The organism is Syntrophotalea carbinolica DSM 2380, assembly GCF_000012885.1.
GTDB lineage: Bacteria > Desulfobacterota > Desulfuromonadia > Desulfuromonadales > Syntrophotaleaceae > Syntrophotalea > Syntrophotalea carbinolica.
The window spans coordinates 445,643-468,778 of sequence record NC_007498.2 but is presented as its reverse complement, the minus strand read 5'-3'; the positions used below and the strand labels follow the sequence as shown (position 1 = coordinate 468,778).

The 23,136-nt window shown below is 56.1% G+C and carries 21 protein-coding genes, 1 tRNA gene and 1 other RNA gene; 3 read left to right on the top strand and 20 right to left on the bottom strand.

What is annotated here, in order from left to right:
- Nucleotides 1-149: 149 nt before the first annotated feature.
- From nifJ to PCAR_RS02545, 6 genes are all read right to left on the bottom strand, one after another.
- Nucleotides 150-3,734 (bottom strand): pyruvate:ferredoxin (flavodoxin) oxidoreductase, encoded by a 3,585-nt coding sequence (nifJ, locus tag PCAR_RS02565; RefSeq protein ID WP_011340058.1) that lies wholly within the window; start codon nt 3,732-3,734, stop codon nt 150-152.
- 189 nt (nt 3,735-3,923) lie between these two features.
- Nucleotides 3,924-4,523 (bottom strand): recombination mediator RecR, encoded by a 600-nt coding sequence (recR, locus tag PCAR_RS02560; protein ID WP_011340057.1) that lies wholly within the window; start codon nt 4,521-4,523, stop codon nt 3,924-3,926.
- A 95-nt stretch (nt 4,524-4,618) separates the two neighbouring features.
- Nucleotides 4,619-4,933, bottom strand: coding sequence for a YbaB/EbfC family nucleoid-associated protein (locus PCAR_RS02555; protein ID WP_011340056.1), 315 nt, complete (start codon nt 4,931-4,933; stop codon nt 4,619-4,621).
- Nucleotides 4,934-5,036: 103 nt separating this feature from the next.
- Nucleotides 5,037-6,785, bottom strand: a complete 1,749-nt coding sequence (gene dnaX / locus PCAR_RS02550; RefSeq protein WP_011340055.1) for a DNA polymerase III subunit gamma/tau — start codon at nt 6,783-6,785, stop codon at nt 5,037-5,039.
- Nucleotides 6,786-6,854: 69 nt separating this feature from the next.
- An RNA gene (ffs, locus tag PCAR_RS18240) (signal recognition particle sRNA small type) lies at nt 6,855-6,953 on the bottom strand.
- Between the two features lie 43 nt (nt 6,954-6,996).
- Nucleotides 6,997-7,084, bottom strand: a tRNA-Ser gene (locus PCAR_RS02545).
- Nucleotides 7,085-7,483: 399 nt separating this feature from the next.
- On the opposite strand from PCAR_RS02545, the gene PCAR_RS02540 reads away from it, so the two are divergent.
- Nucleotides 7,484-7,741 carry a hypothetical protein gene (locus PCAR_RS02540; RefSeq protein WP_011340053.1) on the top strand — a complete coding sequence of 86 codons (258 nt, stop codon included), beginning with the start codon at nt 7,484-7,486 and terminating at the stop codon, nt 7,739-7,741.
- 137 nt (nt 7,742-7,878) lie between these two features.
- Here the strand turns inward: PCAR_RS02540 and PCAR_RS02535 are convergent, their stop codons facing one another.
- The 12 genes from PCAR_RS02535 to PCAR_RS02485 form a co-directional block, all read right to left on the bottom strand.
- Complete coding sequence (locus PCAR_RS02535) at nt 7,879-8,079, bottom strand: cold-shock protein (RefSeq protein ID WP_011340052.1); 201 nt, start codon at nt 8,077-8,079, stop codon at nt 7,879-7,881.
- 333 nt (nt 8,080-8,412) lie between these two features.
- Nucleotides 8,413-8,850: a DUF2752 domain-containing protein gene (locus tag PCAR_RS02530; protein WP_011340051.1), complete on the bottom strand. Its 438-nt coding sequence runs from the start codon at nt 8,848-8,850 to the stop codon at nt 8,413-8,415.
- Entirely contained in the window at nt 8,850-9,110 is a 261-nt protein-coding gene (locus tag PCAR_RS02525) for a CD225/dispanin family protein (RefSeq protein ID WP_041531517.1), read from the bottom strand. The genes PCAR_RS02530 and PCAR_RS02525 overlap by 1 nt, the downstream gene beginning before the upstream one ends.
- A gap of 352 nt (nt 9,111-9,462) precedes the next feature.
- On the bottom strand, nt 9,463-9,789 hold the full coding sequence (locus PCAR_RS18235) for an Hsp20/alpha crystallin family protein (RefSeq protein ID WP_162467556.1): 327 nt from the start codon (nt 9,787-9,789) through the stop codon (nt 9,463-9,465).
- Complete coding sequence (locus tag PCAR_RS18870) at nt 9,764-9,958, bottom strand: hypothetical protein (RefSeq protein ID WP_052643306.1); 195 nt, start codon at nt 9,956-9,958, stop codon at nt 9,764-9,766. Before PCAR_RS18870 ends, PCAR_RS18235 begins: the two co-directional genes overlap by 26 nt.
- 233 nt (nt 9,959-10,191) lie before the next feature.
- Nucleotides 10,192-11,499: a DEAD/DEAH box helicase gene (locus tag PCAR_RS02515; RefSeq protein WP_011340048.1), complete on the bottom strand. Its 1,308-nt coding sequence runs from the start codon at nt 11,497-11,499 to the stop codon at nt 10,192-10,194.
- Nucleotides 11,500-11,920: 421 nt separating this feature from the next.
- Entirely contained in the window at nt 11,921-13,138 is a 1,218-nt protein-coding gene (locus tag PCAR_RS02510) for an ABC transporter permease (RefSeq protein ID WP_011340047.1), read from the bottom strand.
- The gene (locus PCAR_RS02505) at nt 13,135-13,872 is read right to left on the bottom strand and encodes an ABC transporter ATP-binding protein (RefSeq protein WP_011340046.1); all 738 of its coding nucleotides are present in this window, start codon (nt 13,870-13,872) and stop codon (nt 13,135-13,137) included. The genes PCAR_RS02510 and PCAR_RS02505 overlap by 4 nt, the downstream gene beginning before the upstream one ends.
- Nucleotides 13,869-15,053 (bottom strand): efflux RND transporter periplasmic adaptor subunit, encoded by a 1,185-nt coding sequence (locus PCAR_RS02500; protein ID WP_011340045.1) that lies wholly within the window; start codon nt 15,051-15,053, stop codon nt 13,869-13,871. Before PCAR_RS02500 ends, PCAR_RS02505 begins: the two co-directional genes overlap by 4 nt.
- Nucleotides 15,050-16,414, bottom strand: coding sequence for a TolC family protein (locus PCAR_RS02495; protein WP_011340044.1), 1,365 nt, complete (start codon nt 16,412-16,414; stop codon nt 15,050-15,052). The genes PCAR_RS02500 and PCAR_RS02495 overlap by 4 nt, the downstream gene beginning before the upstream one ends.
- Before the next feature lie 134 nt (nt 16,415-16,548).
- Nucleotides 16,549-17,091 carry a Spy/CpxP family protein refolding chaperone gene (locus PCAR_RS02490; RefSeq protein WP_011340043.1) on the bottom strand — a complete coding sequence of 181 codons (543 nt, stop codon included), beginning with the start codon at nt 17,089-17,091 and terminating at the stop codon, nt 16,549-16,551.
- Between the two features lie 49 nt (nt 17,092-17,140).
- Complete coding sequence (locus tag PCAR_RS02485) at nt 17,141-17,416, bottom strand: hypothetical protein (protein WP_011340042.1); 276 nt, start codon at nt 17,414-17,416, stop codon at nt 17,141-17,143.
- Nucleotides 17,417-17,655: 239 nt separating this feature from the next.
- On the opposite strand from PCAR_RS02485, the gene PCAR_RS02480 reads away from it, so the two are divergent.
- Together PCAR_RS02480 and PCAR_RS02475 are read left to right on the top strand one after the other, a co-directional pair.
- Nucleotides 17,656-19,098 (top strand): ATP-binding protein, encoded by a 1,443-nt coding sequence (locus tag PCAR_RS02480; protein ID WP_011340041.1) that lies wholly within the window; start codon nt 17,656-17,658, stop codon nt 19,096-19,098.
- Between the two features lie 4 nt (nt 19,099-19,102).
- The gene (locus tag PCAR_RS02475; protein WP_011340040.1) at nt 19,103-19,777 is read left to right on the top strand and encodes a response regulator; all 675 of its coding nucleotides are present in this window, start codon (nt 19,103-19,105) and stop codon (nt 19,775-19,777) included.
- A 254-nt stretch (nt 19,778-20,031) separates the two neighbouring features.
- On the opposite strand, the gene clpB is transcribed toward PCAR_RS02475, so the two are convergent.
- Nucleotides 20,032-22,650, bottom strand: coding sequence for an ATP-dependent chaperone ClpB (clpB, locus tag PCAR_RS02470; protein WP_011340039.1), 2,619 nt, complete (start codon nt 22,648-22,650; stop codon nt 20,032-20,034).
- A gap of 73 nt (nt 22,651-22,723) precedes the next feature.
- Complete coding sequence (locus tag PCAR_RS02465) at nt 22,724-23,128, bottom strand: Hsp20/alpha crystallin family protein (protein ID WP_011340038.1); 405 nt, start codon at nt 23,126-23,128, stop codon at nt 22,724-22,726.
- Nucleotides 23,129-23,136 lie beyond the last annotated feature (8 nt).

Genomic DNA, 23,136 nt, shown 5'->3' with positions numbered 1-23,136 from the left:
GATGGGCCGCCAGCCCCATCCTTCCTTAACGCGAAAATCGCGGAGCGGCATAAAGCCACAGCAAAGGCGTTTACTGCAAATCCTGCGCCTTAACAGAAAAAAACTCCCGACAGATACTGCCGGGAGTTTTTTTCTTCTTGAACTGCGTTTTACTTATCGCTACCGCAATCTGCCGGCATTTCGGACAGTTTGCGATACAGGTCGAAGCGTCTGACCGTATCACGATTGGCCTGCTCCATGAGTTTGGCCGCTGCTTCGGGTTGGATTTTCTTCAATACCCGATAACGGTTTTCACTGTAGGCGTAGTCCTCAAAGGTGATACTCGGATCCTTGCTGTCGAGCTGCAAAGGATTTTTGCCTTTTTCGACCAGGGTCGGGTCAAACCGGTACAGGGGCCAATGCCCTGAATTAACGGCTTTTTTACATGCATCAACGGCTTCGGTCATTTTGATACCATGTGCGATGCAATGGCTGTAGGCAAGAATCAGAGAGGGCCCATCGAAAGCCTCCGCTTCGATAAACGCCTTGACGACCTGCGCAGGATTGGCCAGCGACACCTGGGCAACGTAAATATTGCCGTAGGTCATGGAAATCATGCCCAGATCCTTTTTGGGCATGCGCTTGCCGCCGGCCGCGAACTGGGCCACAGCACCAAGCGGTGTCGATTTACTGGCCTGTCCGCCGGTGTTGGAGTAGACCTCGGTATCGAGAACCAGCGCGTTGACATTGCGACCGGAAGCAAGGACGTGATCCAAACCGCCGTAACCGATGTCGTATGCCCAGCCATCACCGCCGATAAGCCAAACCGACTTCTCAACCAGGTAATCGGCCACGGACAGCAATTGTACCGCGTCTTCCTTGTCGCACCCTTTGAGAATGTCCTTCAATTTGGCGACGCGCTCACGCTGAGCCTCGATCCCCTCCTGACTCGACTGGTCGGCCGCCTTGATCTCGGCCATCAGGCTCTTGGCCGCTGCACAGCTTTCGCTGGCACAGTCCATGATCTTATCGAGCAACTCGTAAGCGTAGGTCTTGAACTTATCCACCGCCAGTCGCATACCGTAACCGAACTCGGCACAGTCTTCGAACAAAGAGTTGTTCCAGCTGGGTCCAAGACCATCCTTGCGAACCGTCCAGGGCGTGGTGGGCAGATTGCCGCCGTAAATCGAAGAGCAACCGGTGGCATTGGCCATCAACAGGCGGTCGCCAAACAGCTGGGACAGCAATTTAACGAAAGGCGTCTCGCCGCAACCGGCGCATGCACCGGAAAATTCGAACATGGGCGGCAGCAACTGACTGCCCTTGACCGTTGCACGATTAAAGAGCTTCTCATCGGGATTGGGCAATTCAAGGAAGAAATCCCAGTTCGCCGCTTCCTGGTCACGCAACGGCGGCTGGAAAGCCATGTTGATGGCTTTGCGGGTCGGATCTTCCTTGCTCTTGGCCGGGCAATTGTGCACACAGGCACCACAACCGGTACAATCCTCGGGAGCCACCTGCAGGGTATATTTCAGACCTGCCAACTCTTTACCCTTGGCATCGCAGGATTTGAAGGTCGCCGGCGCGCCGGAAAGCTGATCGGCCGCATAAACCTTCATACGAATGGTGGCGTGCGGACAAACAAAGGAGCAGATACCGCACTGTACACACACTTCAGGCTCCCACACCGGAATATTGATGGCTATATTGCGTTTTTCATATTGGGAAGTCGCCACCGGGAAGGTTCCGTCCGCAGGAATGGCGGAAACCGGCAGTTCATCGCCTCTGTTGGCGATGATCTGGGCCGTGACCTCCTTGACGAAAGCCGGCGCATGGGGCCCCACGGGCGGCTTCATCGCCAGGGAACTGTCGGCGCTGGCAGGAACGGCAACTTCCTTGAGATTGGCCAAAGCAACCTCAACGGCCTGATAGTTCATATTGACGACTTTTTCGCCACGCTTGCCGTAACTCTTGACAATGGCCTGTTTGATCTGATCGACCGCCGTTTCAAGAGGAATGATATTGGAAATGGCGAAAAAGGCCGTCTGCATGATGACATTGATCCGCGGTCCGAGGCCGATTTCGTTCCCCAGACGCACGCCGTCGATGACATAAAACTTCAACTGCTTGTCGATGATCGACTGTTGCACTTCAGCAGGCAGCTGTCCCCAGACCTCTTCCGCACTGTAAGGACTGTTGAGCAGGAAAGTACCACCCTGCTTGGCCTTACCCAGCATATCGTACTTCTCCAGGAAGGAGAAGTTATGGCAGGCTACGAAATCGGCACGGTCGATAAGGTACGGGGCGCGAATGGCCTGCTTGCCGAAACGCAGATGGCTGGTCGTGATACTGCCGGCCTTCTTGGAGTCATAAACGAAGTAGGCCTGCACGTTATTGTCGGTGCTTTCGCCGATGATCTTGATGGAGTTTTTATTGGCTCCGACGGTACCATCGGAACCGAGGCCGTAAAATACGGCGGAGTAAAGGCCGTCGTGCACCAATTTAAAGTCCGCATCGGCCACCAGATTGGTGCCCGTAACATCGTCGACGATGCCCACGGTAAAATGGTTCTTCGGCTTGTCCTGCGACAGATTATCGAACACCGCCTTGACCAGCGCCGGGGTGAATTCCTTGGAACCGAGCCCGTAACGGCCGCCGACGATGGTCGGGTAGCTCGGCAGATCGAGCAATCCGTCGCTCATGGCTTCGCCAATGGCGGTGCGAACGGCCTGATAGAGGGGTTCGCCGAGAGAACCAGGCTCCTTAGTGCGATCAAGCACAGCGATTTTCTTAACCGTGGACGGCAGAGCTTCGGCAAAGGCCGCGACGGGGAACGGCAGAAACAGCCGCACCTTCAGAACACCGATCTTCTCGCCTTTGGCATTCAGGTATTCGACCAGTTCGTGTACCGTATCGGCACCGGAGCCCATGACCACGACCACACGCTCGGCATCGGGCGCCCCGACGTAGTCGACCAGCGAATATTGGCGGCCGACGCGCTCGGCAAACTTGTCCATCTGGGCCTGCAGGACGCCGGGAACCTTGTCATAATAGCTGTTGACGGTTTCGCGACCCTGGAAATAGACATCGGGGTTCTGCGAAGTACCGCGGATCTTGGGACGCTCAGGCGACAATGCACGATCACGGTGTGCACGTACCAGATTATCGTCAACCATGTAACGCATGTCGTCTTTGGTCAACTCCTCGACCTTCTGGATTTCGTGAGAAGTCCGGAAACCATCGAAGAAATGCAAGAACGGGATACGCGATTCCAGGGTCGCGGCCTGGGCGATTAAAGCGAAGTCCATAACTTCCTGGACATTGTTCGCAGCCAGCAGAGCCCAACCGGTGGAACGGGTTGCCATGACATCGGAATGATCGCCAAAGATCGACAGAGCCTGACAGGCAATGGCCCGAGCCGAAACATGGAAAACGGTCGGTGTCAGCTCCCCGGCGATTTTGAACATGTTGGGAACCATCAGCAACAGACCCTGGGATGCGGTAAAGGTCGTCGTCAAGGCTCCGGCCTGAAGAGCACCGTGCACGGCACCGGCGGCACCGCCCTCGGATTGCAGCTCCACCACATCCGGAACGGTACCCCAGATATTGGCTTCGCTCAATGCGCTCTTGGCATCGGAAATTTCCCCCATGTTGGACGAGGGCGTGATCGGATAAATAGCAATGACCTCATTGGTGGCATGTGCAACATGCGCAGCGGCGGTATTGCCATCGATAGTCACCATTTTACGTGACATTTTGTTTCCTCCTTGTGGATCATTTCGATCTTTTACTAAATTGCTGTTTTAATCGCGTTCCGGGTAAAATTATAATAACTCCGAGGCTTGCCCTGCGGCACCGCAACGAAGTTTTTCGTACATCGAATCCGGATATTCTACGAACCGGCCAATTAAGGTTATGCAAAACGTTTGCCTGTTCTTCAGAATTTACAACTCCCGGCGTCCTTCGACCGCATGATTGACCGTCGCCTCGTCCACATATTCCAGGTCGCTTCCCGTGGGAATACCATGCGCCAGTCGTGTCACCTTGACCCCGAACGGCTGGATCACTTTTGCCAGATAAAGCGCTGTAGCCTCGCCTTCCACGTCAAAATTGGTTGCCAGCAGCACCTCTTTAACATTGTTCTGCTGCAACCTTTCAAGCAATGCGTCAATTTTCAAATCATCCGGGCCGATGCCATCCAGGGGCGAAAGAGAACCGTGTAAAACATGGTATCTTCCACGAAAAGAGCGGCTGCGCTCTATGGCAATGACATCCTGTGGTTCCTCTACAACACAGATCAGTTGATCATCCCGGCCCACATCGGTACACAATGGACAGGGGTCTTCTTCCGTAAAATAAAAACACCGGGAACAAAACCGGGTTCGCTCTTTCAACTCCCGGACAGCTTCCCCCAAGGCCAAAGCATCCTGGGAAGTTTGCCGCAACATGAAAAGAGTCAACCTGACAGCTGTTTTGCGTCCGATACCAGGCAGCTTGGCAAACTCACCGACAAGCCGGTTAAACGATGGGGTAAATTTTACCATACTGATTAAGCCCGTGACAATATCTTTTGAAATAACGTTCTATTATTTTCTCTGGGTAAAAAATTTTTTCTCCCCAACAAACAACCGGAAGGAAATTACATCAAGCCAGGGATATTCAAACCGCCGGTTACTTTGCTCATTTCCTGCTGCGCCATATCCTGACTCTTTTTCAGCGCTTCGTTGACAGCCGCCAAAACCAGGTCCTGCAACATTTCGACATCCTCGGGGTCAACAACACTTGCCTCGATTTTCAGGTCAACCAATTGCTGCCGACCGTTAACCACGGCCGTCACCATGCCCCCACCGGCCGAAGCCTCCACCTGGCGGGTTTCCAGCTCCTGCTGCATGCGCTCCATCTTCTGTTGCATGAGTTGCGCCTGCTTCATGATATTACCTAAACCTTTTGCCATGACAACAACCTTCCTGGCCAATAAAATAAATTGGCCATTATTTTTATGTATTATTAAAGCGTCGAGACTGAATATATGCCCGTATCAATCAGACATGTTTGTCTCAGTCACGATCCGCATGTCCCAGATCTGCACCTTCCCGAAGGGGCTTGACCTGCACAACTTCCCCCCCAAGAATTTTTTGCGCAGCCTTGACCGCGGGATGCCCCAATGCTTCGTCTTTAACCTGATTGCGCTGACTACTTTCCCTGGCCTGGCGCTCCTCAGCCAACGACGGTGGCGCCACAGCCTGATCCTGGGCACGAATCGGCACAACACGCATGGTGACGGTTTGCCCGAAGTAATCTTCTGCTATCTTCACAAAGCCGGCCTGCAGATCGCCATCCTGCATCTGCGAAAAGTGAAAAGACCCTTCGACAAACCCCAGTTCGACCAAAGGCAACTCCAACTTAAGCAGTTTACCATGCTCAAGAACGCCACCAAGACGCGGGCGGTCTTTATTAATACGCTGAACCAGCGCCTGCCAGCCTTGCGGTTTGCTTTCAGCCTGAGCATCCGAACCTTTGCCGGCGGCCGCAACAGCGGTCGACTGAGCCGGCTCGGGAACTTGAGCCTGAACCGGAGCAGGCGCAGGGCGTTCGGCGACGATCGACTCCGATGAAGCATAGCTCGCCGGCTGCGCACGCTCCGCAGGCGGTACGCCCGACTCCAAACGGCGCTGCAGATCTTCCACCTGGCGCACCAAGGTTGCCACATCCCGCCCGGAAGGCAAATGCGCCAAACGCAGCAAGGCCATCTCCAGCGCCAAACGCGGAAACGACGATCCGGCCAATTCGGCCTCAGTGCGCACCAGCACGGTTACGGCCCGCTCCAGATCTTCCAATTCCACCGTTGCAGATAAACGACGTAATTCTTCAAGCTCATCCGGCGTAGCGTCGAGCAGGGCCTCCGGCTCAGGGACCACCTTCAACACCACCAGAGAGCGCAACGTCTCGACCAACTCACGACAGAACTGCCTGAAAGAATGTCCCAGCTCATCCACCCGACAGACACAGTGCAAAAGCCTGCGACTGTCGTGCCCCAGCAAGCTTTCCAGAGTATCGACCAGCAAGCGCCGATCCACCATCCCCAGAAGACCCTGGACATCGTCCTCACCAACCGCATCCCCACAAAAGGCGATAACCTGATCGAAGGTAGACTGGGCATCGCGCATGCTGCCCTCACCGCGCCTCGCCACCAGCCCCAGGGAACGTTCGGAAATAGAAATCCCCTCCGCTGCGGCAATTTCTTTCAGCCGGGCAACGATCAAAGGCAAAGGTATTTTACGGAAATCAAACCGCTGGCAACGCGACAGAATCGTAATGGGGATCTTGTGCGGCTCGGTTGTGGCAAAGATAAATTTGGCGTGCTCAGGAGGCTCCTCCAAGGTCTTCAACAGGGCGTTGAAAGCGTTGGTGGAGAGCATGTGGACTTCGTCAATGATAAATATTTTATAGCGGGATCGGGAAGGAAGGTAGCGGATATTTTCCCGAAGCTCGCGAATGTCATCGACCCCGGTATTGGAGGCACCGTCGATTTCAAAAACGTCAAGCCCCTGCCCGGCCGATATTTCCCGGCAGGACTGGCAGACGTTACATGGCTGCGGTGACAGCCCCTGCTCGCAGTTCAACGCTTTGGCAAAAATACGCGCAGCAGAGGTTTTGCCCACCCCGCGCGCACCCGTAAAAAGGAAAGCGTGATGAACGCGCCCGGTCTTTATGGCATTGCCCAGGGTTTGGCTGACGTGTTCTTGCCCGACCAGGTCGTCAAAACTCTGGGGCCGATACTTACGAGCCAGTACCAGGTAAGACATGAAGTGCTAGGATCTCCGTAGACATTAGAATACAGCCGGCGGGACACAAAAAGGATTGCCGACACAAGTGACAGCCAGGCTCACCCGCGGCACACGGCTAAAGCCGTTACCGCTGCTCCCTCCCGGGCCTGACGGGGTTGGCGGCCGTCCGTTGCGCGGGACCCGGCTGTCACTTCTATCGGCAAAAACCCGATCGAAGGGTAAAGTTAAATGGCGGAGAGGGAGGGATTCGAACCCTCGGTACCTTGCGGTACACACGATTTCCAATCGTGCACCTTCGGCCTCTCGGTCACCTCTCCGCAGGTGGGGCAGAATACAACAACTGACCGGAAAATGTAAAGACTTTTTGTTGCCTCCCGAAAAGACATAGATCTACACCCGCCGACACAGCACTTCCCAGGAGAAAAACAGTGCACAGGTAAACACATACCGGTGACAGCACCGCGACCCTGCGCACCGGCCAAATCGAAAATGGCTCGGCCCGCAGCACCCGACACGCCACCTTAAAAATCCCTGCGATGCTCCCGCCTGCATACGATACGCTCTCGCCCAGACCTGAATAAAGAACACAAAAGAGCGCAAAGCTACCTCCCCCAAAAAAGACCTGCGCCGCTCACATCAAGCGCTGCCGCCGGGATTGATCAACTCAAGCACAGGCGTATATAATATAGGGGTACCAAAAATGAAAGGAGATCGTCATGGCAATGTCAAGAGACAACCAAACTCGCATGCAGGCGATGGAAAACCTCGAGCAAATTGCCCGAACCTACACTCGACACATGATGGGGCCCCACTTCCCGGGACACCAGGAAGAAGCCATATTATTGCTGCAGAAACTGAATAGCGCCGTCAAGAATCTCGACAGCATCGAAGGATGCGAACTGCCCGTCGGCCATATGCACAAATGGCAGGAAACCACTTCCTACATGCAGCCCGCCACAAAAACTCCCAGATAAGGCAGGGCACCAACCCCGGACCAACGTAAAAAAGGGTTCGCAACCAGTGGTTGCGAACCCTTTTCAAATTACTGCCTGCGAGGTTGACTCACTCACGGACAGGCAACAGCGAACTTGACTAAGAAGTCAAACGCAAATTAGATTTTGCAAACGTTGGCCGACTGGGGACCCTTCTGACCCTGGACAACATCGAAGCTGACCCGGTCGCCTTCAGCCAAGGACTTGAAACCTTCGCCCTGGATGGCCGAGAAGTGCACGAACACGTCGGGACCATTGTCCTGCTCGATGAAACCGAAACCTTTTGCGTCATTAAACCACTTAACAGTACCTTCTGCCATTTTTCTTCCTCTTTCCCCAGCAGGGGCGTTTTTGGTTGTGCAGGATTTGCGCTGTCCTTAAGTAAAAAGCCCCACATACCAAGAGGTCTGTGCGGCTTAAAATCGACTGACGATCAATCTGCTTGACAAGCAAATCTACACAAACTTACTTAAGTTGCCCCTTTCTACCACACCCGTCCACAAAAAAGCAACAACTATTTTAAAAAATCTCATACCGGCCGCAAACCGATGGGCAAAGGCTTAGGCTTTAAACCGCGACAGAAACAAAAGCCACCACAGGATCCGCTATTCGCCAAGAAATCAAGGCCCCACGCAGAAAACCTGCCGTGCAACTCAACCATGAGGAGCCAGAAAGCTAAAAGGGTATGCCGGCAGATTCCGCAACACTCCGTACACAACGACAAGCACGCAAATACCGATGATCGCCGCAGGCTTCAGGGCTTTTTCGTCAAACCCTCTGAGTGCGCGCCCAGGAATCAACCCGGCCACTCCCCGCACCAGCAGAAAAGGCACAGACACAACCATCAGCGCGTTATACCCGAAAGCCGCACCGATTCTGCCATGCAACAAATGGTGCAGGGCCCTGGTGGAACCACACCCCGGACAATACCACCCCGTCAACGACCGAAACGGGCAAGGCGGGAACCACCGATTTTCGACCGGACTGAAACACAACAGCACCCCCGTCGCCACCACCGCACCAACGACCAGCAAAAACCGGCGCCAGCATCCCCAATCGCGAAAGCGCACAGCAAACCGCTCAGGCAGCATCAAGCCCCCATAACTGCCGCGAACACCATGATACCGAGGTAGAACAGCATGAAAACCAGCCCGCATAAAAAGCCGGCCCATACCCACTTCTTGGCCAGCTGGGATGCCTGCCGAGCCCCTTCAATATCACCCGCCTGCTCTTTCCCGTTGACCTGAGCCGCATAAACAATCGACACGATGCCAAAAGGCAGACAGCAAAACAAGGTCACCAGAATCGCCTGAACCAGATAATTGGGAATCGATGGGGCCGTAACGGCCACTCCGGCACCCGACACAACCTGTCGGACTCCGCAATGAGGACAAATTTCGGCCTTGGCGTGAATCGCCTTGCCGCATTCGGTGCAAAATTTCCCTGTCTTGGTTTCCTCTGTCATCAAACACCTCCACCATATGAATAAAATTTACATCACCACCCATGCAGGCTTAAAAAATAATTCAATCCGCCATTAAAAACAATTATTTTTACATATTTTCCCATGATCGCTTCTCGCACCTTGCCCGGCTTGTCCCCGGAGCCCCCATGGTGCCCGCCACCTCAATCTGCACCCTGTCGGGGCCCAGACGCACAAAAGGCCGGGACATCCCGGCCTTTTGCACACCCCAAAAACACGATTACTCAATCTCGATCCTGCGTTTCTTCTGCTTGGCTGCCTCCGTTTTGGGTATGCGAACTTCAAGCACGCCTTCCTTGAACGACGCCTTGGCCTGTTCCGTCAGAATATCGCCGGGCAAACGCACGGAGCGCGAAAATTTACCGAAGGAACGCTCGATGCGATGGTAATCTTTGCGTTCGATTTTCTCTTCGGTTTTCTTCTCGCCGGAGATGGTCAGCAAATCGTCGGAGATATCCACCTCGACATCTTCCTTGCCGATACCCGGCAGTTCGGCTTTGACCACCACGGCATCCTCCTCCTCATAGATGTCGACAGAAGGTGCCACCGCTTGCATGCTCGGCAGATTGAAGCGCGGCATCCACATGGGAGAAAAAAAACGGCCGGTTAAAAAAATCCCCGAACCAGCGCTCCATTTCCTCAAACGGCGAGACCAGCTCCGCCCGTTCAGGAACCAACACATCCTTGCCCTCATGTTTTTTATCTTTCTTACCCATAACTGCCTCCGAATGTTGACAATACGGTTAACAAGGAATTTCCGAGATAGCGTGAAGCCGGCCCCTCTCTCCGTACAAGGCTAGCAGCTTTGAAAGGTCTCGCAATAATCACTTCCCACAGGAAAAAGAGCAAAAAACAGCCGCATACCCGTAATGGATATGCGGCCCGTGTGTTGTGCAAAACTTATAAAATCAGACAGACATCCGCAAGGGGAAGGCGAATGGGGTTCAGCCTACACCGTCCCCAGGCGCTCTCGAGCCGCCGATTGCCCGCGCGACCTCTCGGAACAACCGCCTTGGCGCTCTTTACGTCCGGAAAAATAGCTGGCCGGCTTCCTGCCCGAACGGTTCGGTCCATTCCCTTTATAGCGCCGCCGTCCCTCAGCGGATGCTGCCCTCAAAGGGAAACGGGGTTCCAGACCGGGAATTTCCCGACGCGGCAATTCGCGGCCGATAAAGTGTTGAATACGTCGCAAGGCACTGACCTCCGCACCGGACACAAAGGATATCGCCACCCCCGTGGCTCCGGCCCGTCCGGTACGACCGATGCGGTGCACATAGTCTTCCGCAAACTTGGGCAAATCGTAGTTGAATACGTGACTGATACCGGCGACATCCAAACCTCGGGCAGCAACATCGGTAGCCACCAGCACACGAATGCGTCCGCGCCGCAAATCGCGTACGGTCCGATTCCGCGCCCCCTGGTTCATGTCGCCATGCAAAGCGGCAGCCCGATACCCCTGCGCGGACAGATCTCTGGCCAGGCTATCGGCATCGCGCTTGGTCGCGGAAAAAACAATGGCCTGCGAAATATCCGAATGTTTCAGCAAATGTTGCAGGAGCCTGTTCTTGTGCTGGCGATTGTCCGCCACATGCAAATGCTGCTCAATGTGATCCGAGACATTCTTAACCACAGCGATATCGATGCGGAATGGATCGTCGAGCAACCGCCGGGCCATTTTCTGCATGGCATCATTCAAGGTAGCGGTAAACATCATGGTCTGGCGCTGTCGGGGTGCCGCGGCACAAACCTTGTCAACATCCTCCTTGAAGCCCATATCGAGCATGCGATCGGCCTCGTCCAGAACCAGCATCTCCAGACAGGACAGGTCGATACTGCGCCGCTGCAAATGATCGAGCAGACGTCCGGGGGTCGCCACAACCAGATCAAGGGGTTTAGCCAAGGCCCGGAACTGGTCCCGGTAAGGCACCCCGCCAAGCAACACGGCCGTTGTCAGACCGAGATATTTGCCGTAAACACGCGCTGCGTCCATAACCTGCCCCGCCAGTTCGCGGGTCGGCGCCAGCACCAGCATCCTGGGCGCCCCCTTGCGACGGGCAATCTTTACCGTCAAGCGCTGCAAAGCAGGCAGCATGAAAGCGGCGGTTTTACCCGTACCGGTTCCGGCGCTGGCGATCAGATCCCGCCCCGCCAGAGCCTCGGGCACGGCCTGCGCCTGAATGGGGGTCGGAACATGATAACCGCAATCGGTCAGAGCTTTGAGAATACGAGGGTCGAGCTTTAATTCTGAAAAATCCATAGTGGTTTCCGGGCACAGACACCCTCCATAACCAGTCATTTATCAGGAAAGCGTTTTTTCTCCTGACGTATAACCGGACGGGGCGTATCCGTGCCATCTGAAGTTGAAAACATGCGGGCCGCAGGAACAGAAAACCGTCCCAGACACCAAGGGCCGGAGCATATACAGGTCGGGCATTAACGCATCGTCGCCAACCTGAAATTGCTGCACGCTTCTTCAGACACCACTGAAGGCAGGAAGGGCTAGAGATCGATAGAGCGGGAAGGGCCAATACTGCTTGCTTTTCGCAAAAATGGCAGAGGAGATCCGCTGAGGGCGTTTACGCTGAACGGGTGAATTTATTCCAGCCACCGGAAAATAGCAAGAACTATTTTGAATGGTTCAAACCGCATGGCCATCCGGCCTCACCGACCGATGCCGATTATTCATATCGTAAAGCCTCTATGGGATTGAGATTAGCCGCCTTGCGCGCGGGATAGAAACCGAAAAACACGCCCACGACCAGAGTAAAACCGACGCTCAGGAGAATAACGGCAGGATTCGCCACCACGGCGGTACCCATCATCTGTCCCAGCGAAAAAGCCGCCCCAAGCCCCACTACGATCCCGATCAATCCTCCGCACAAACACAGAATCACCGCCTCGATAAGAAACTGCAGCAGAACATCCCCACTGCGAGCACCTATCGCCAATCGGATACCTATCTCCCGCGTTCGCTCGGTCACCGATACCAGCATGATATTCATCACCCCAATTCCTCCGACCAGCAGAGAAACCCCGGCAATGGCGCTCAGCAGCAGGGTCAAGGCACCGGTGACCTGGGATGCCATGGCGGTGATTTCCGACTGTTCGCGCAGCGCGAAATCGTCGGGCTGTTCATCGCGCAAACCATGTGTTTTGCGCAACACCGCCCTAACCTGCGCTTTGGCCGCTTCGACCTCAGCGGGAGTCGAGGCGCTAACCAGAATACCACGCACCGTTTTCCCGTCCGACAACCGATACAAAGCCGTCGGCGCCGGTACCAGAATCACGTCATCCTGATCGTCTCCCATCCCGTTCTGGCCCTTTTCGCCCAGCACCCCAATGACCTTAAACGGAACATTACGAATACGAATACGCTGCCCCACGGGGTTCTGACCGGCAAACAGCTTATCAACCACGGTCTGCCCAAGCACCGCCAGCTTGGCCTTGGCTTTGACATCACGTAATGAAAAAAACGATCCCCGCACTACGGCATAGTTGCGAATCAACGGAAAGGTCTGGCTGACGCCCTGCACCGATGTATTCCAGTTACTGTTTCCGGCCACAACCTGCTCGGACAGACGAATTTCCGCAGAAACATTGGCTACCGCCAGCGCCTCCGCGCGGATAGCATCGGCATCTTCCAACGACAGACTGGTGGAGGAACCGGCTGCGCCCCGAACCCCGTGACTGTCGGCACTTTCGGGTACAACGATAATGAGGTTGGTACCCATGGAATCTATTTCAGCCGCGATATCAGCCTGCGACCCTTCGCCCAGGGCCACCAGGGCGATGACGGATCCCACACCGATGATAATGCCCAGCATGGTCAACAGACTGCGCATACGATTTCGGGTAAGACTGCGCAAGGCCACCGCAACCAGTTTTTGCCATTTCATGACAACGAACTTCCGGGAATAGCCACTGTACCGGCACGCCGACGGTTGTTCACCTCGAAATCCCTGCGTATCCGCCCGTCCTGCATTTCGACCACGCGCCTGGCGTGTTCGGCCACCTCGGCTTCATGGGTCACCAGCACCATGGTGATGCCGCTGTCGTTGAGCTCCTGGAACAGAGTCAGAACATCCAGAGTCGTGCGACTATCCAGGTTCCCGGTCGGTTCGTCGGCCAGAATAATGGCCGGATCGTTAACCAGTGCCCGCGCGATGGCGACACGTTGTTGTTGGCCACCGGACAACTGATTCGGTTCGTGATGCATGCGATCGGCCAACCCTACTTTATGCAGGGCCTCCACCGCCCGCTGTTGCGCTTCGGCAGCGGTTAGATGGCCACGATAATAGAGCAACGGCAATACGACATTTTCCAGTGCGGTGGTGCGCGCCAATAAATTGAACCCCTGGAATACGAATCCGATACGCTGATTGCGAATATCGGCCAGCCGGTGTCGATCCATATCGCCCACCGACTGCCCCTCCAGCAGATAGCGACCGCTGTCGGCGCGGTCGAGACAACCGACCACATTCATCAAAGTCGACTTGCCCGAGCCGGAGGCCCCGATCACGGCTGCAAACTCACCCTTCTCGACGGTCAGGCTCACGTCGTCCAGAGCCTTGACCCGGGAATCCCCCAGATGAAAGGTTTTGCAAATATGCTCCAGTTGAATCGGTTTCATGGTCTCCCCTCAGGCTTCGGTCCATGCCGCGGATGAGGCATCAATCGGGAAAAAAGGCTGCCGCCCGAGCGCTCTTCCGAAGATGCCTCCCCAGTCGCCACCACCATTCCCTCCGTAAGGCCCTCAGTCAATACCGTCGTCTGCACGCCATCGGAAAGACCGCTTACAACGGCCAAACGCCGCAAACGCCCCCCATCTTCCAGCACCAACACCGCTGCATCTTTCGCGGAGGGATGCCGACGGGCGGCAAACTGCAATGCCGCGTTGGGAACCAGCAGGGCGTCATCCTCCACGTCGACGATAAAATCGGCGGTGGCGGTCATGCCCGGCAACAGCAGCCCCCCATCATTAAGAGCGGCCACCACCACGGTATAGGTCACCACGTTCGACTCCTCGGTAGGGTTCAGGCGAATCTGCGTCACCTCACCGTGAAACTGACGATCAGGATACGCCTGTACCGTAAAACGGACTTTTTGTCCTTTGCGGATCAGCCCGATGTCGCTTTCATCGACATCGGCTTCGATTTCCATACGGGCCAGATCCTCGGCCAGAATAAACAGGGTCGGAGTACTGTAACTGGCCGCCACGGTCTGGCCCACCTCGATTTCCCTTTCGATCACGGTGCCGTCGATGGGAGACAGAATACGCGCCTTGCGCAGATTGGTCCGCGCTTTGGCCAGGGTCGCTTTACTGGATTGCAGATCGGCGCCGGTGGTGGCCAACGCTGTCCGGTACTCAAGAAATTCCTGATCGGAGAGATGGCCCTGCTGGTGCAGCGGCTGATTGCGTCGATATTCGGAGAGCGCCTGCCGATACAGCGCTTCGGCACCCATCTGATTGGCTTCGGCCTCGTCCACAGCGTTTTTGAACAATTCCAGATCGAGTTCGGCCAGCACCTGTCCTTTACGCACCCGGTCATTATAGTCGACCAGCACTTTGCCGATGGTACCGGAAACCTCGGTGCCGACCTCCACCGTACCAACCGCCTTCAAGCTGCCGGTACAGGCCACCGTAACCTCCATGCTGCCACGCGAGACCTTTCCGGTCTGTAGCGCCGCCGGAGGAGGGCCATCCGGTTGTGCGGCGAAGCCGAAGCCAAGCATCAGCAGATAATATCCTCCGCAGACAATCAACAAAACCTTCACCGTTGTCATTAGTTTTTCTGGCAACCAGCGCTTCATACGTCACCTTCCCCGACAAACGATCGCTCGCTCAAATCCCCACGATAATAGGCCATGGCAACGGTACGCATCATCCGGTCGATTTGCGCTTCGAGCAAGGCATACCGGGACTCGACAAATGTGGAACGGGCATCTGTCAACTCGGTCAGCGTCGCCGCACCGACACGATAGCGCTGGCGGGTGGAATCGAGGGCGTCCTGGGCATAGGTGAGCTGTGCCCTGGCAACCTCGAGCTGATCAAGAGCCGTTAAATATTCCTGGAGCGCCTGTCCGATTTCAACCTCGACCTGGCACTGCAACTGTTCCCACTCCACATCGATGCTGTGGCGATTGATGCGCGCCTGCGCTACCTCATTACGGGTCAGATGACGATCAAACAAAGGAATATTCAGATCGACACTGGCCTTGCCATATAAATTATCTTCATCCATCTGACTACCGAAGGCGCTATCGCTGCGGCTGTCGTAGCCTGTACCGACTCCGGCCGACAAATCGACTGTCGGCCAGGCACCCGCTTTTGCCACCTTGACCTGCGCCTCGGCGGCCAGCCGCTCTTTCTCTCTGGCCAACAAGTCCGGACGTTGTTTTCTGGCCAGACCAAGCAGGCTCTCGAGATCGGTGGATGGCGCCAGACGCAAGGCGACATCTTCCGGCAGTACGACCTCATAGTCTGTCGTTGCCTCGACTCCAAGAACCTGCTTAAGCGCCAGCTTGCTTACCGCATAATCGCGTTGCGCGGTCAACAGATCGGAACGGGCCTGGGCCGTTTCGGCCCGCTGCTTGTAAACATCGGTAATGGGCCGTCGCCCGACCCGGTGGTACGCTTCGATATCGGCAAGTTGCCGCCGGTTGTCCTCCAGCGTTTGTTGTGCCACCTGAATCTGCTCCAGACTCTTCACCGCATCCAGATAGGCACTGACGGTATCGAACACCAGGGTCTGTTGCTGTCGGTTTAAATCCTGCTGTCTGGCGGACAGATTCTTATCGGCCTGGTCCAGGGCGGCCTGATCGGCAAATCCATTAAACAGGTTAACTTTAACCGCAACCTCCGCCGACAGTGCGTGGTAGTTGCGATCGGATCCGACGGCCCCTTGCTCATGGCCACCTCCGGCGGTCGCCTCCAGGCTGGCTTCCGGAAGAAAATCGTCCTTTTGCTGCCGTAGCGCGACACGGGCCGATCGCACTTCGTCAGCGCTCAGGCGCAGCGCTTGGTTATGCTTCAAGGCAACGCCCAGCGCCTGTTTCAACGTCAGGGTCGTACTTTGCTCTGCCGCCACGCACGGCAGGGACAAGATCACCAACAAAGCAAAGACCAGCCCCAAAACCGTCAGACCGCCAGTTTCCATCTTATGCATATCCATGTAATTCAGCGCCTTCCGGCTGCTTGGCGGAATAAACAAAGAACCGATACGAGAATGCCGGGGCTGACGGCCCCGGCAAAGAGCAGACGGTTCCTCGGCACACCCCGGAACCGCCTGCTTCCAGTCTGGTTTTATCATCGTTTCCCGTCTGCCCCGGGATTCATCATCCCCAGGGGCACAGGCCGCCCCGGAGCTCCGGGGCCATGGCCCTGCAATTGACGCAACTTGTCCGCCAGATCGGCCAGTTCCTGCTGTTCGGGGGTCAGCAGGGCATAGATACGGGCCCGAGTCCCGGCACGATCGACCATAAGATCCGCTTCGATACGTGATTTTTCCGCCACCAGCGTGCGCAGCTGCTTCTCGTCAAAGGTTTTCGGCGCGGAAGCCCGGCGCAGCTTTCTTCGTACCTCTGCCATCTTCTCATGCCATTTTTCGGCGAGTTTAAAGCTTTCATCACGCAGTTTTTTGACCTCTTTACGCTGTGCTGCGCTTAAATCCAGGCATTCAAGCATGCGCATGTCATGCTCTTGGGGAGCCTCTCCGCGCGCACACATGGTGCGACCCTGCTGCGGCCCCTCAAATCGAGCATTCGGCATACCGCCCTGCTCCGCCAGAACAGCTGTACCAGCCAGCAATAAAGTGCCGCACAATACCGTCACAATCAGTTGCTTCTGCATTTTTGTCCCCTTTCTCACCTTGATTCGGTTTCGCCGGTTATCTCAGAAGTCATTGCCGTTCTCTCGGCGCCGGCGGACGATCGGCCGGAACCGCGACCAGCCGATCGCCCTGTTCCTTGCACACGCCCTTCATGGTTTCCCCATGCGGACCTTTCAGTGTGACCTTGGCTCCCTCCTCCTTACCCTTGCAGGCCTCATAAGCTTCCGGGGGAGGTTGGCGGAACCGACGTCCGTCTTCCGCCCCGTCAAAGGCCAGAGTCGAGGATGGCAACATCGCGAGCATAAGCAATCCCGGCAGCATCCACTTCAAAACCCTGCAACGCATTTGTGTCTCCTTATGTTAGAGTGATTTTTCGAACCAGCGCTGGATGCCATCGCATCCTTGCGTGCCTTCAAGGGTACTGCGGCAAGGTGGATAAAATATGCAAGAAATAGGGAAATCAACGACTTAACGGGGGTACAGCTAGTGGTCGAACACCGAATGTGCTATTAGAAGAAACCGGGCGCCTGTCGGACTTTCCATGCTCTGGCGGCCCCCTCACTTCGAATCCTTAAGGCCTTGCCATGAAACTAAGTATCAAGCACCGATTATTCCTCGCTTTTCTTGCCGCCGCCGGGCTGGTGGTCGCAAGTATGTTTTTCATCACCAAATTCAGTTTTGAACGCAGCCTGTTACGCTACGTCAACACCACGGAACAGGAACGGCTCGTGCGCCTGGAAGCCATGCTTGAAACTGCCTATCAAGACCATGGCAACTGGGACTTTCTGCGCAACAATCGCCGCCTCTGGATGCACATGCTGCTATCCTGCCGCCACGAAAAACCTTTTCCCGCCATGCTGTCCGAGGACCGAAGTCGATGGCTGGAGCCCCCCCCTCCCGAACGGCCGTTACCCCATGTACCGCCGCCCCCGATGCAACAGAACTTCGACTGGCGCGTCACCCTGCTGGACGCTGGCAAAAAACCGATTTTCAGCTCCCTGGCTCCCGGCGACAAGCCCCGCTTTTCGCCCCTGGCCATCGATCATCAAATCATCGGTTATCTGGGGCTGACCCCACCGAAAATCATTATCGATCCCCACCAGCAACGCTTTGCCCAGGAACAACGTCGTTCCATGGCCATCATTTCCCTCATCGTAACTACAGCGGCGGCCCTGCTTTCGCTGCCGCTGTCCCGGCGCATGGTAAAACGCATCACCACCCTGGCGACAGCCACCCATCGTTTAGCGGCTGGAAACTACGACATTCGGGTCGAGGCAAAATCCGGCGACGAACTGGGGCAACTGGCCCGCGACTTCAATTCACTGGCCAAAACCCTCGAAAGCAACGAACACATGCGCCGCCGCTGGGTGGCGGATATTTCCCATGAACTCCGCACACCCCTGGCCGTTTTAAGGGGAGAGGTCGAAGCCGTACAGGACGGAGTGCGCTTACTGACACCGCAGACCCTGGACACCCTGCACAGCGAAGTGTTGCGCCTCGAGCGCCTGGTGAGCGACCTTTACGAACTGTCCCTCAGCGACATCGGAGCGTTGCAATACAGGAAAACCGACATCGACCTGATGGAAGTGCTGCAGCAGTCTCTTGATGCCCACCTGCCCCAATTCACCGAAAAGGGATTGTCGCTGCTGGCACCATCAGCACAACCTGAGGATCTGTTTATTCATGGCGATCCCGAACGCCTGAGCCAGCTGTTTTCCAATCTTCTGGAAAACAGCCTCCGCTACACGGATGCCAACGGCCAACTGCAGGTCACCATCGAGATCCTGGAACATGCGGTTCAATTGAATTTTCGTGATTCCGCACCGGGGGTTCCGCCCGAAACCCTGGGCCGCCTCTTTGAGCGCCTGTTTCGGGTCGAAGGCTCTCGCAACCGCAAACACGGCGGCGCCGGCCTCGGCCTGGCCCTGTGCAAAAATATTGTCGAGGCTCATAACGGTAGCATCGAAGCCCGCCCATCGACTCTGGGCGGCCTTTGGGTCGTCGTAACCCTGCCAAGGAGTGGATAGAATCATGAACGAACGGATATTGATTGTCGAAGACGAAAGCCGCCTGTCCTCCCTTCTGGCAGACTACCTGCGGCAGGCAAACTTTGAGCCCCATATCCTTGCAGACGGCCTTCCCGTTGTATCCTGGGTAAGGGATAATCATCCTTCCTTGATTTTGCTCGACCTCATGCTGCCAGGTCGCGACGGCATGGAAATATGCAAGGAAATAAGAGGGTTTTCCGATGTGCCGATTATTATGGTGACAGCCCGCATCGAGGAAATAGATCGGCTTTTGGGACTGGAACTGGGCGCCGACGACTATATCTGCAAACCCTTCAGCCCCCGCGAAGTGGTTGCCCGCGTCAAAGCGGTACTGCGACGCAGCGGCGGCCAGTCCAATCTGCACAGTCAGGGATTGACGCTTGAAGAAGCCAGTCTGCACGCCAATCTCAATGGCTGCAAACTCGACCTTACGGCGGTCGAGTTCAAACTGTTGCAACATCTTGCGGCTCACCCCGGGCGCATCTTTTCCCGGGAACAACTCATGGACCGCATTTACGCCGACCGGCGGATCGTGTCCGACCGCACCATCGACAGCCATATCAAAAAATTGCGCAAGAAAATGGACACCGCATCACCGGGCGTAGACCTTATTCGATCGGTTTACGGGGTCGGGTATAAGTTTGAAACGGAGGAGTGAGGAGTGAGGAGTGAGGAGTGAGGAGTGAGGAGTGACAAGGGACAAGGGACAAGGGACAAGGGACAAGGGACAAGGGACAAGGGACAAGGGACAAGGGACTAGTGACTAGTGACTAGTGACTAGTGACTAGTGACTAGTGACTAGTGACTAGTGACAGCATCCGACAGGTCACGCCGCCCCCGCAGCAAAAAACGGGTAGCTATCTTTTAAAGTAAGGAGCCCCGCCGGATAAGCGGGGCTCCTTACTTTCACATTTAAGCTTCTGGGTTCCGCGGGGTCACCACCAGCTCACCGTCCTGCACGTCAACAGCGATCGTGGCGCCTTCGTGAATATCCCCACCGATCAGGGCCCGCCCGATGCGGGTTTCGAGATGATGCTGCAAATAACGCTTCAAGGGCCGGGCACCAAAGACCGGATCGTAGGCCTCGCCGGCGATAAAATCGCAGGCCGCTTCGGTAAGCTCGAGTTCAATCCGGCGATCCGCCAGACGCTTACGTAAATCAGCCGCCAACAGATGGATGATCTGTTTGATCTCCTCGCGGGAGAGGGGTTTGAACATGACGATATCGTCCACCCGGTTAAGGAATTCCGGGCGGAAATGGTGCCGCAATTCGTTCATCACCGCCTTGCCGGCTTCTTCGCGAATCTCTCCTTCGGGGCTGACGCCCTCCAGCAGATGTTGCGAGCCGATATTGGAGGTCAGGATGATCACAGTATTCTTGAAATCGATGGTGCGCCCCTGAGCATCGGTCACGCGCCCGTCGTCAAGAATCTGCAGCAGGACGTTGAACACGTCGTGATGCGCCTTCTCGATCTCATCGAAAAGAATGACCGAATAGGGTTTACGGCGCACCGCCTCCGTCAGCTGGCCACCTTCCTCGTAACCGACATAGCCCGGAGGCGCCCCGATCAGACGACTGACGGTGTGTTTTTCCATGTATTCGGACATGTCGATACGGACCATGTTGTCTTCGCTGTCGAACAGGGCTTCGGCCAGCGTGCGCGCCAGTTCGGTCTTGCCGACGCCTGTCGGTCCCAGAAAGATAAACGAGCCGATGGGGCGACGCGGATCCTTGATCCCGGCGCGCGCACGAATCACCGCATCCGCCACCAACTGCACCGCTTCGTCCTGACCGACCACCCGTCGGTGCAACACCTCATCCAGCTTGAGCAATTTTTCCCGCTCGCCTTCGACCAGCCGCGTCACGGGGATACCGGTCCAGCGTGAAATGATCTCGGCGATTTCCTCTTCCGTGACTTCCTCACGCAACAACCGGGCACCGCCGGTCTCGTCAGCAGAATCATGCTCCTGCTCGTGCAGGCGCCGCTCCAGCTCGGGAAGCTGCCCATGTTTGAGCTCCGCCGCCCGATTCAGATCGTAATTGCGCTCGGCGACCTCGATCTGCTGCCGCACCTGCTCGATCTGCTCACGCAGCCCCTGCACCCCCTTGATGGCGCCTTTTTCCTTATCCCATTGGGCGGTCAGAACATCCGCCTGATGCTTGAGGTCGGCCAGTTCCTTGCGCAACGTCTCCAGACGTGCCTGACTGGCCGCATCCTTTTCTTTTTTAAGAGCGGCCTCTTCGATCTCCAATTGCATGACCCGACGGGTCACTTCGTCGAGTTCCGCCGGCAACGAATCGATCTCGGTGCGGATCGTGGCGCACGCCTCATCCACCAGGTCGATGGCTTTGTCGGGCAAAAAACGGTCGGAGATATAGCGGTTGCTCAGTATGGCCGAAGCCACCAAAGCATTATCCTGGATGCGCACCCCGTGGAACACTTCAAAACGCTCCTTGAGGCCACGAAGAATGCTGATGGTATCCTCCACCGTCGGTTGATCGACCACCACCGGCTGAAAACGCCGTTCAAGCGCCGCATCCTTTTCGATATATTTGCGATATTCATCGAGGGTAGTGGCACCGATGCAATGCAACTCGCCGCGAGCCAGCATCGGCTTGAGCATATTGCCGGCATCCATCGAGCCTTCAGCCTTGCCGGCACCGACGATAGTATGCAACTCATCGATGAAAAGAAGGATACGCCCTTCGCTGGAACGGATCTCGTTGAGTACCGCCTTTAGGCGTTCTTCAAATTCCCCGCGGAATTTGGCGCCGGCCACCAACGCGCCCATATCGAGGGCGAAAACGGTCTTGTTCTTGAGGCCCTCAGGCACGTCGCCGCGCACGATGCGATGGGCCAGACCTTCGACGATAGCGGTTTTGCCCACCCCCGGTTCGCCGATAAGTACCGGATTATTTTTGGTTTTACGGGACAGAATACGAATCACCCGCCGGATTTCGGCATCACGACCGATCACCGGATCGAGCTTGCCCTTCTGCACCTCCTGCACCAGATCCCGGCCATATTTTTCCAAGGCCTCGTAGGTACTCTCCGGTTCGGGACTGGTCACCCGCTGGTGCCCCCTAATGGCTGTCAGGGCCTCCAGCAGGCGGTCCCGATGGATATTGAACTGCTTGAACAGCTTGCCGAGCGCGGTTGCATCGCCTTCACCCACCATGGCCAGCAAAAGATGTTCAACACTGACATAATCGTCACGCAGATGCCTGGCCTCTTCTTCAGCCTTGAGCAGCAATCGGTTAAGACGCTGGGTGACATACACCTTGCCGCCTTCAACCCCCGGCCCTGAAACGCTGGCACGACGGTCCAGTTCCTTTTTAACAGCCGCCGCCAGGTTGCCGACCTGCACATCCATTTTCTGCAGCAGGCGCGGCACCAGGCCGCCCTCCTGTTCCAAGAGGGCGGCCAGCAGATGTTCCCCGTCGACTTCCACATGGCCGCGTTTTAAAGCGATATCCTGCGCCGCCTGCAAAGCCTCCTGGGTTTTTTGAGTCATCTTGTTAATATCCATAAAAAGTCAGCTCCTTTTTGCAACCTGGCTGCGAAACCGTCCCCTTGAAACAGGGGATACTCCGCTTTCCTTATCACTCGCCCGAGGCGATTTCGATCCGCCGCGGTTTAGCCGCTTCGGCACGCGGCAACAGCAGGTTAAGAACACCGTTGGTATAAGCTGCGGTGACCTTCTCCTGGTCGATGCCTTCGGGAATCCGAAACTGCCGGTAAAAACGCGCCAGGGTAAATTCCCGATAAATATCCTCCGCGGGAGCCTCGGAATTCACCCGGCCTTCGATCGTAAGGACCCCTTGCTCCAGATCGATGGTCAAATCGTCGCGCGCCACTCCGGGAAGGTCGATATACATGGTCAGACCATCGACGCCTTCGAGAATATCGACGGTTGGGATGGCGTAGCGTTCCGGTGCCCGCGTTTCTTCACGGCTGAGGTCTTTTCTTTGATCTTTCCGGGTTACGGTAATATTTTTATCGGTCATGGTGAAAC

Excerpts from the sequence above, each read along its gene's own strand:
- nifJ (WP_011340058.1), bottom strand. The coding sequence starts at position 3,734 with ATGTCACGTAAAATGGTGACTATCGATGGCAATACCGCCGCTGCGCAT.
- recR (WP_011340057.1), bottom strand. The coding sequence starts at position 4,523 with ATGGTAAAATTTACCCCATCGTTTAACCGGCTTGTCGGTGAGTTTGCC.
- PCAR_RS02555 (WP_011340056.1), bottom strand. The coding sequence starts at position 4,933 with ATGGCAAAAGGTTTAGGTAATATCATGAAGCAGGCGCAACTCATGCAA.
- dnaX (WP_011340055.1), bottom strand. The coding sequence starts at position 6,785 with ATGTCTTACCTGGTACTGGCTCGTAAGTATCGGCCCCAGAGTTTTGAC.
- PCAR_RS02540 (WP_011340053.1), top strand. The coding sequence starts at position 7,484 with ATGGCAATGTCAAGAGACAACCAAACTCGCATGCAGGCGATGGAAAAC.
- PCAR_RS02535 (WP_011340052.1), bottom strand. The coding sequence starts at position 8,079 with ATGGCAGAAGGTACTGTTAAGTGGTTTAATGACGCAAAAGGTTTCGGT.
- PCAR_RS02530 (WP_011340051.1), bottom strand. The coding sequence starts at position 8,850 with ATGCTGCCTGAGCGGTTTGCTGTGCGCTTTCGCGATTGGGGATGCTGG.
- PCAR_RS18870 (WP_052643306.1), bottom strand. The coding sequence starts at position 9,958 with ATGGGTAAGAAAGATAAAAAACATGAGGGCAAGGATGTGTTGGTTCCT.
- PCAR_RS02515 (WP_011340048.1), bottom strand. The coding sequence starts at position 11,499 with ATGGATTTTTCAGAATTAAAGCTCGACCCTCGTATTCTCAAAGCTCTG.
- PCAR_RS02510 (WP_011340047.1), bottom strand. The coding sequence starts at position 13,138 with ATGAAATGGCAAAAACTGGTTGCGGTGGCCTTGCGCAGTCTTACCCGA.
- PCAR_RS02505 (WP_011340046.1), bottom strand. The coding sequence starts at position 13,872 with ATGAAACCGATTCAACTGGAGCATATTTGCAAAACCTTTCATCTGGGG.
- PCAR_RS02500 (WP_011340045.1), bottom strand. The coding sequence starts at position 15,053 with ATGAAGCGCTGGTTGCCAGAAAAACTAATGACAACGGTGAAGGTTTTG.
- PCAR_RS02495 (WP_011340044.1), bottom strand. The coding sequence starts at position 16,414 with ATGGATATGCATAAGATGGAAACTGGCGGTCTGACGGTTTTGGGGCTG.
- PCAR_RS02490 (WP_011340043.1), bottom strand. The coding sequence starts at position 17,091 with ATGCAGAAGCAACTGATTGTGACGGTATTGTGCGGCACTTTATTGCTG.
- PCAR_RS02485 (WP_011340042.1), bottom strand. The coding sequence starts at position 17,416 with ATGCGTTGCAGGGTTTTGAAGTGGATGCTGCCGGGATTGCTTATGCTC.
- PCAR_RS02480 (WP_011340041.1), top strand. The coding sequence starts at position 17,656 with ATGAAACTAAGTATCAAGCACCGATTATTCCTCGCTTTTCTTGCCGCC.
- PCAR_RS02475 (WP_011340040.1), top strand. The coding sequence starts at position 19,103 with ATGAACGAACGGATATTGATTGTCGAAGACGAAAGCCGCCTGTCCTCC.
- clpB (WP_011340039.1), bottom strand. The coding sequence starts at position 22,650 with ATGGATATTAACAAGATGACTCAAAAAACCCAGGAGGCTTTGCAGGCG.
- PCAR_RS02465 (WP_011340038.1), bottom strand. The coding sequence starts at position 23,128 with ATGACCGATAAAAATATTACCGTAACCCGGAAAGATCAAAGAAAAGAC.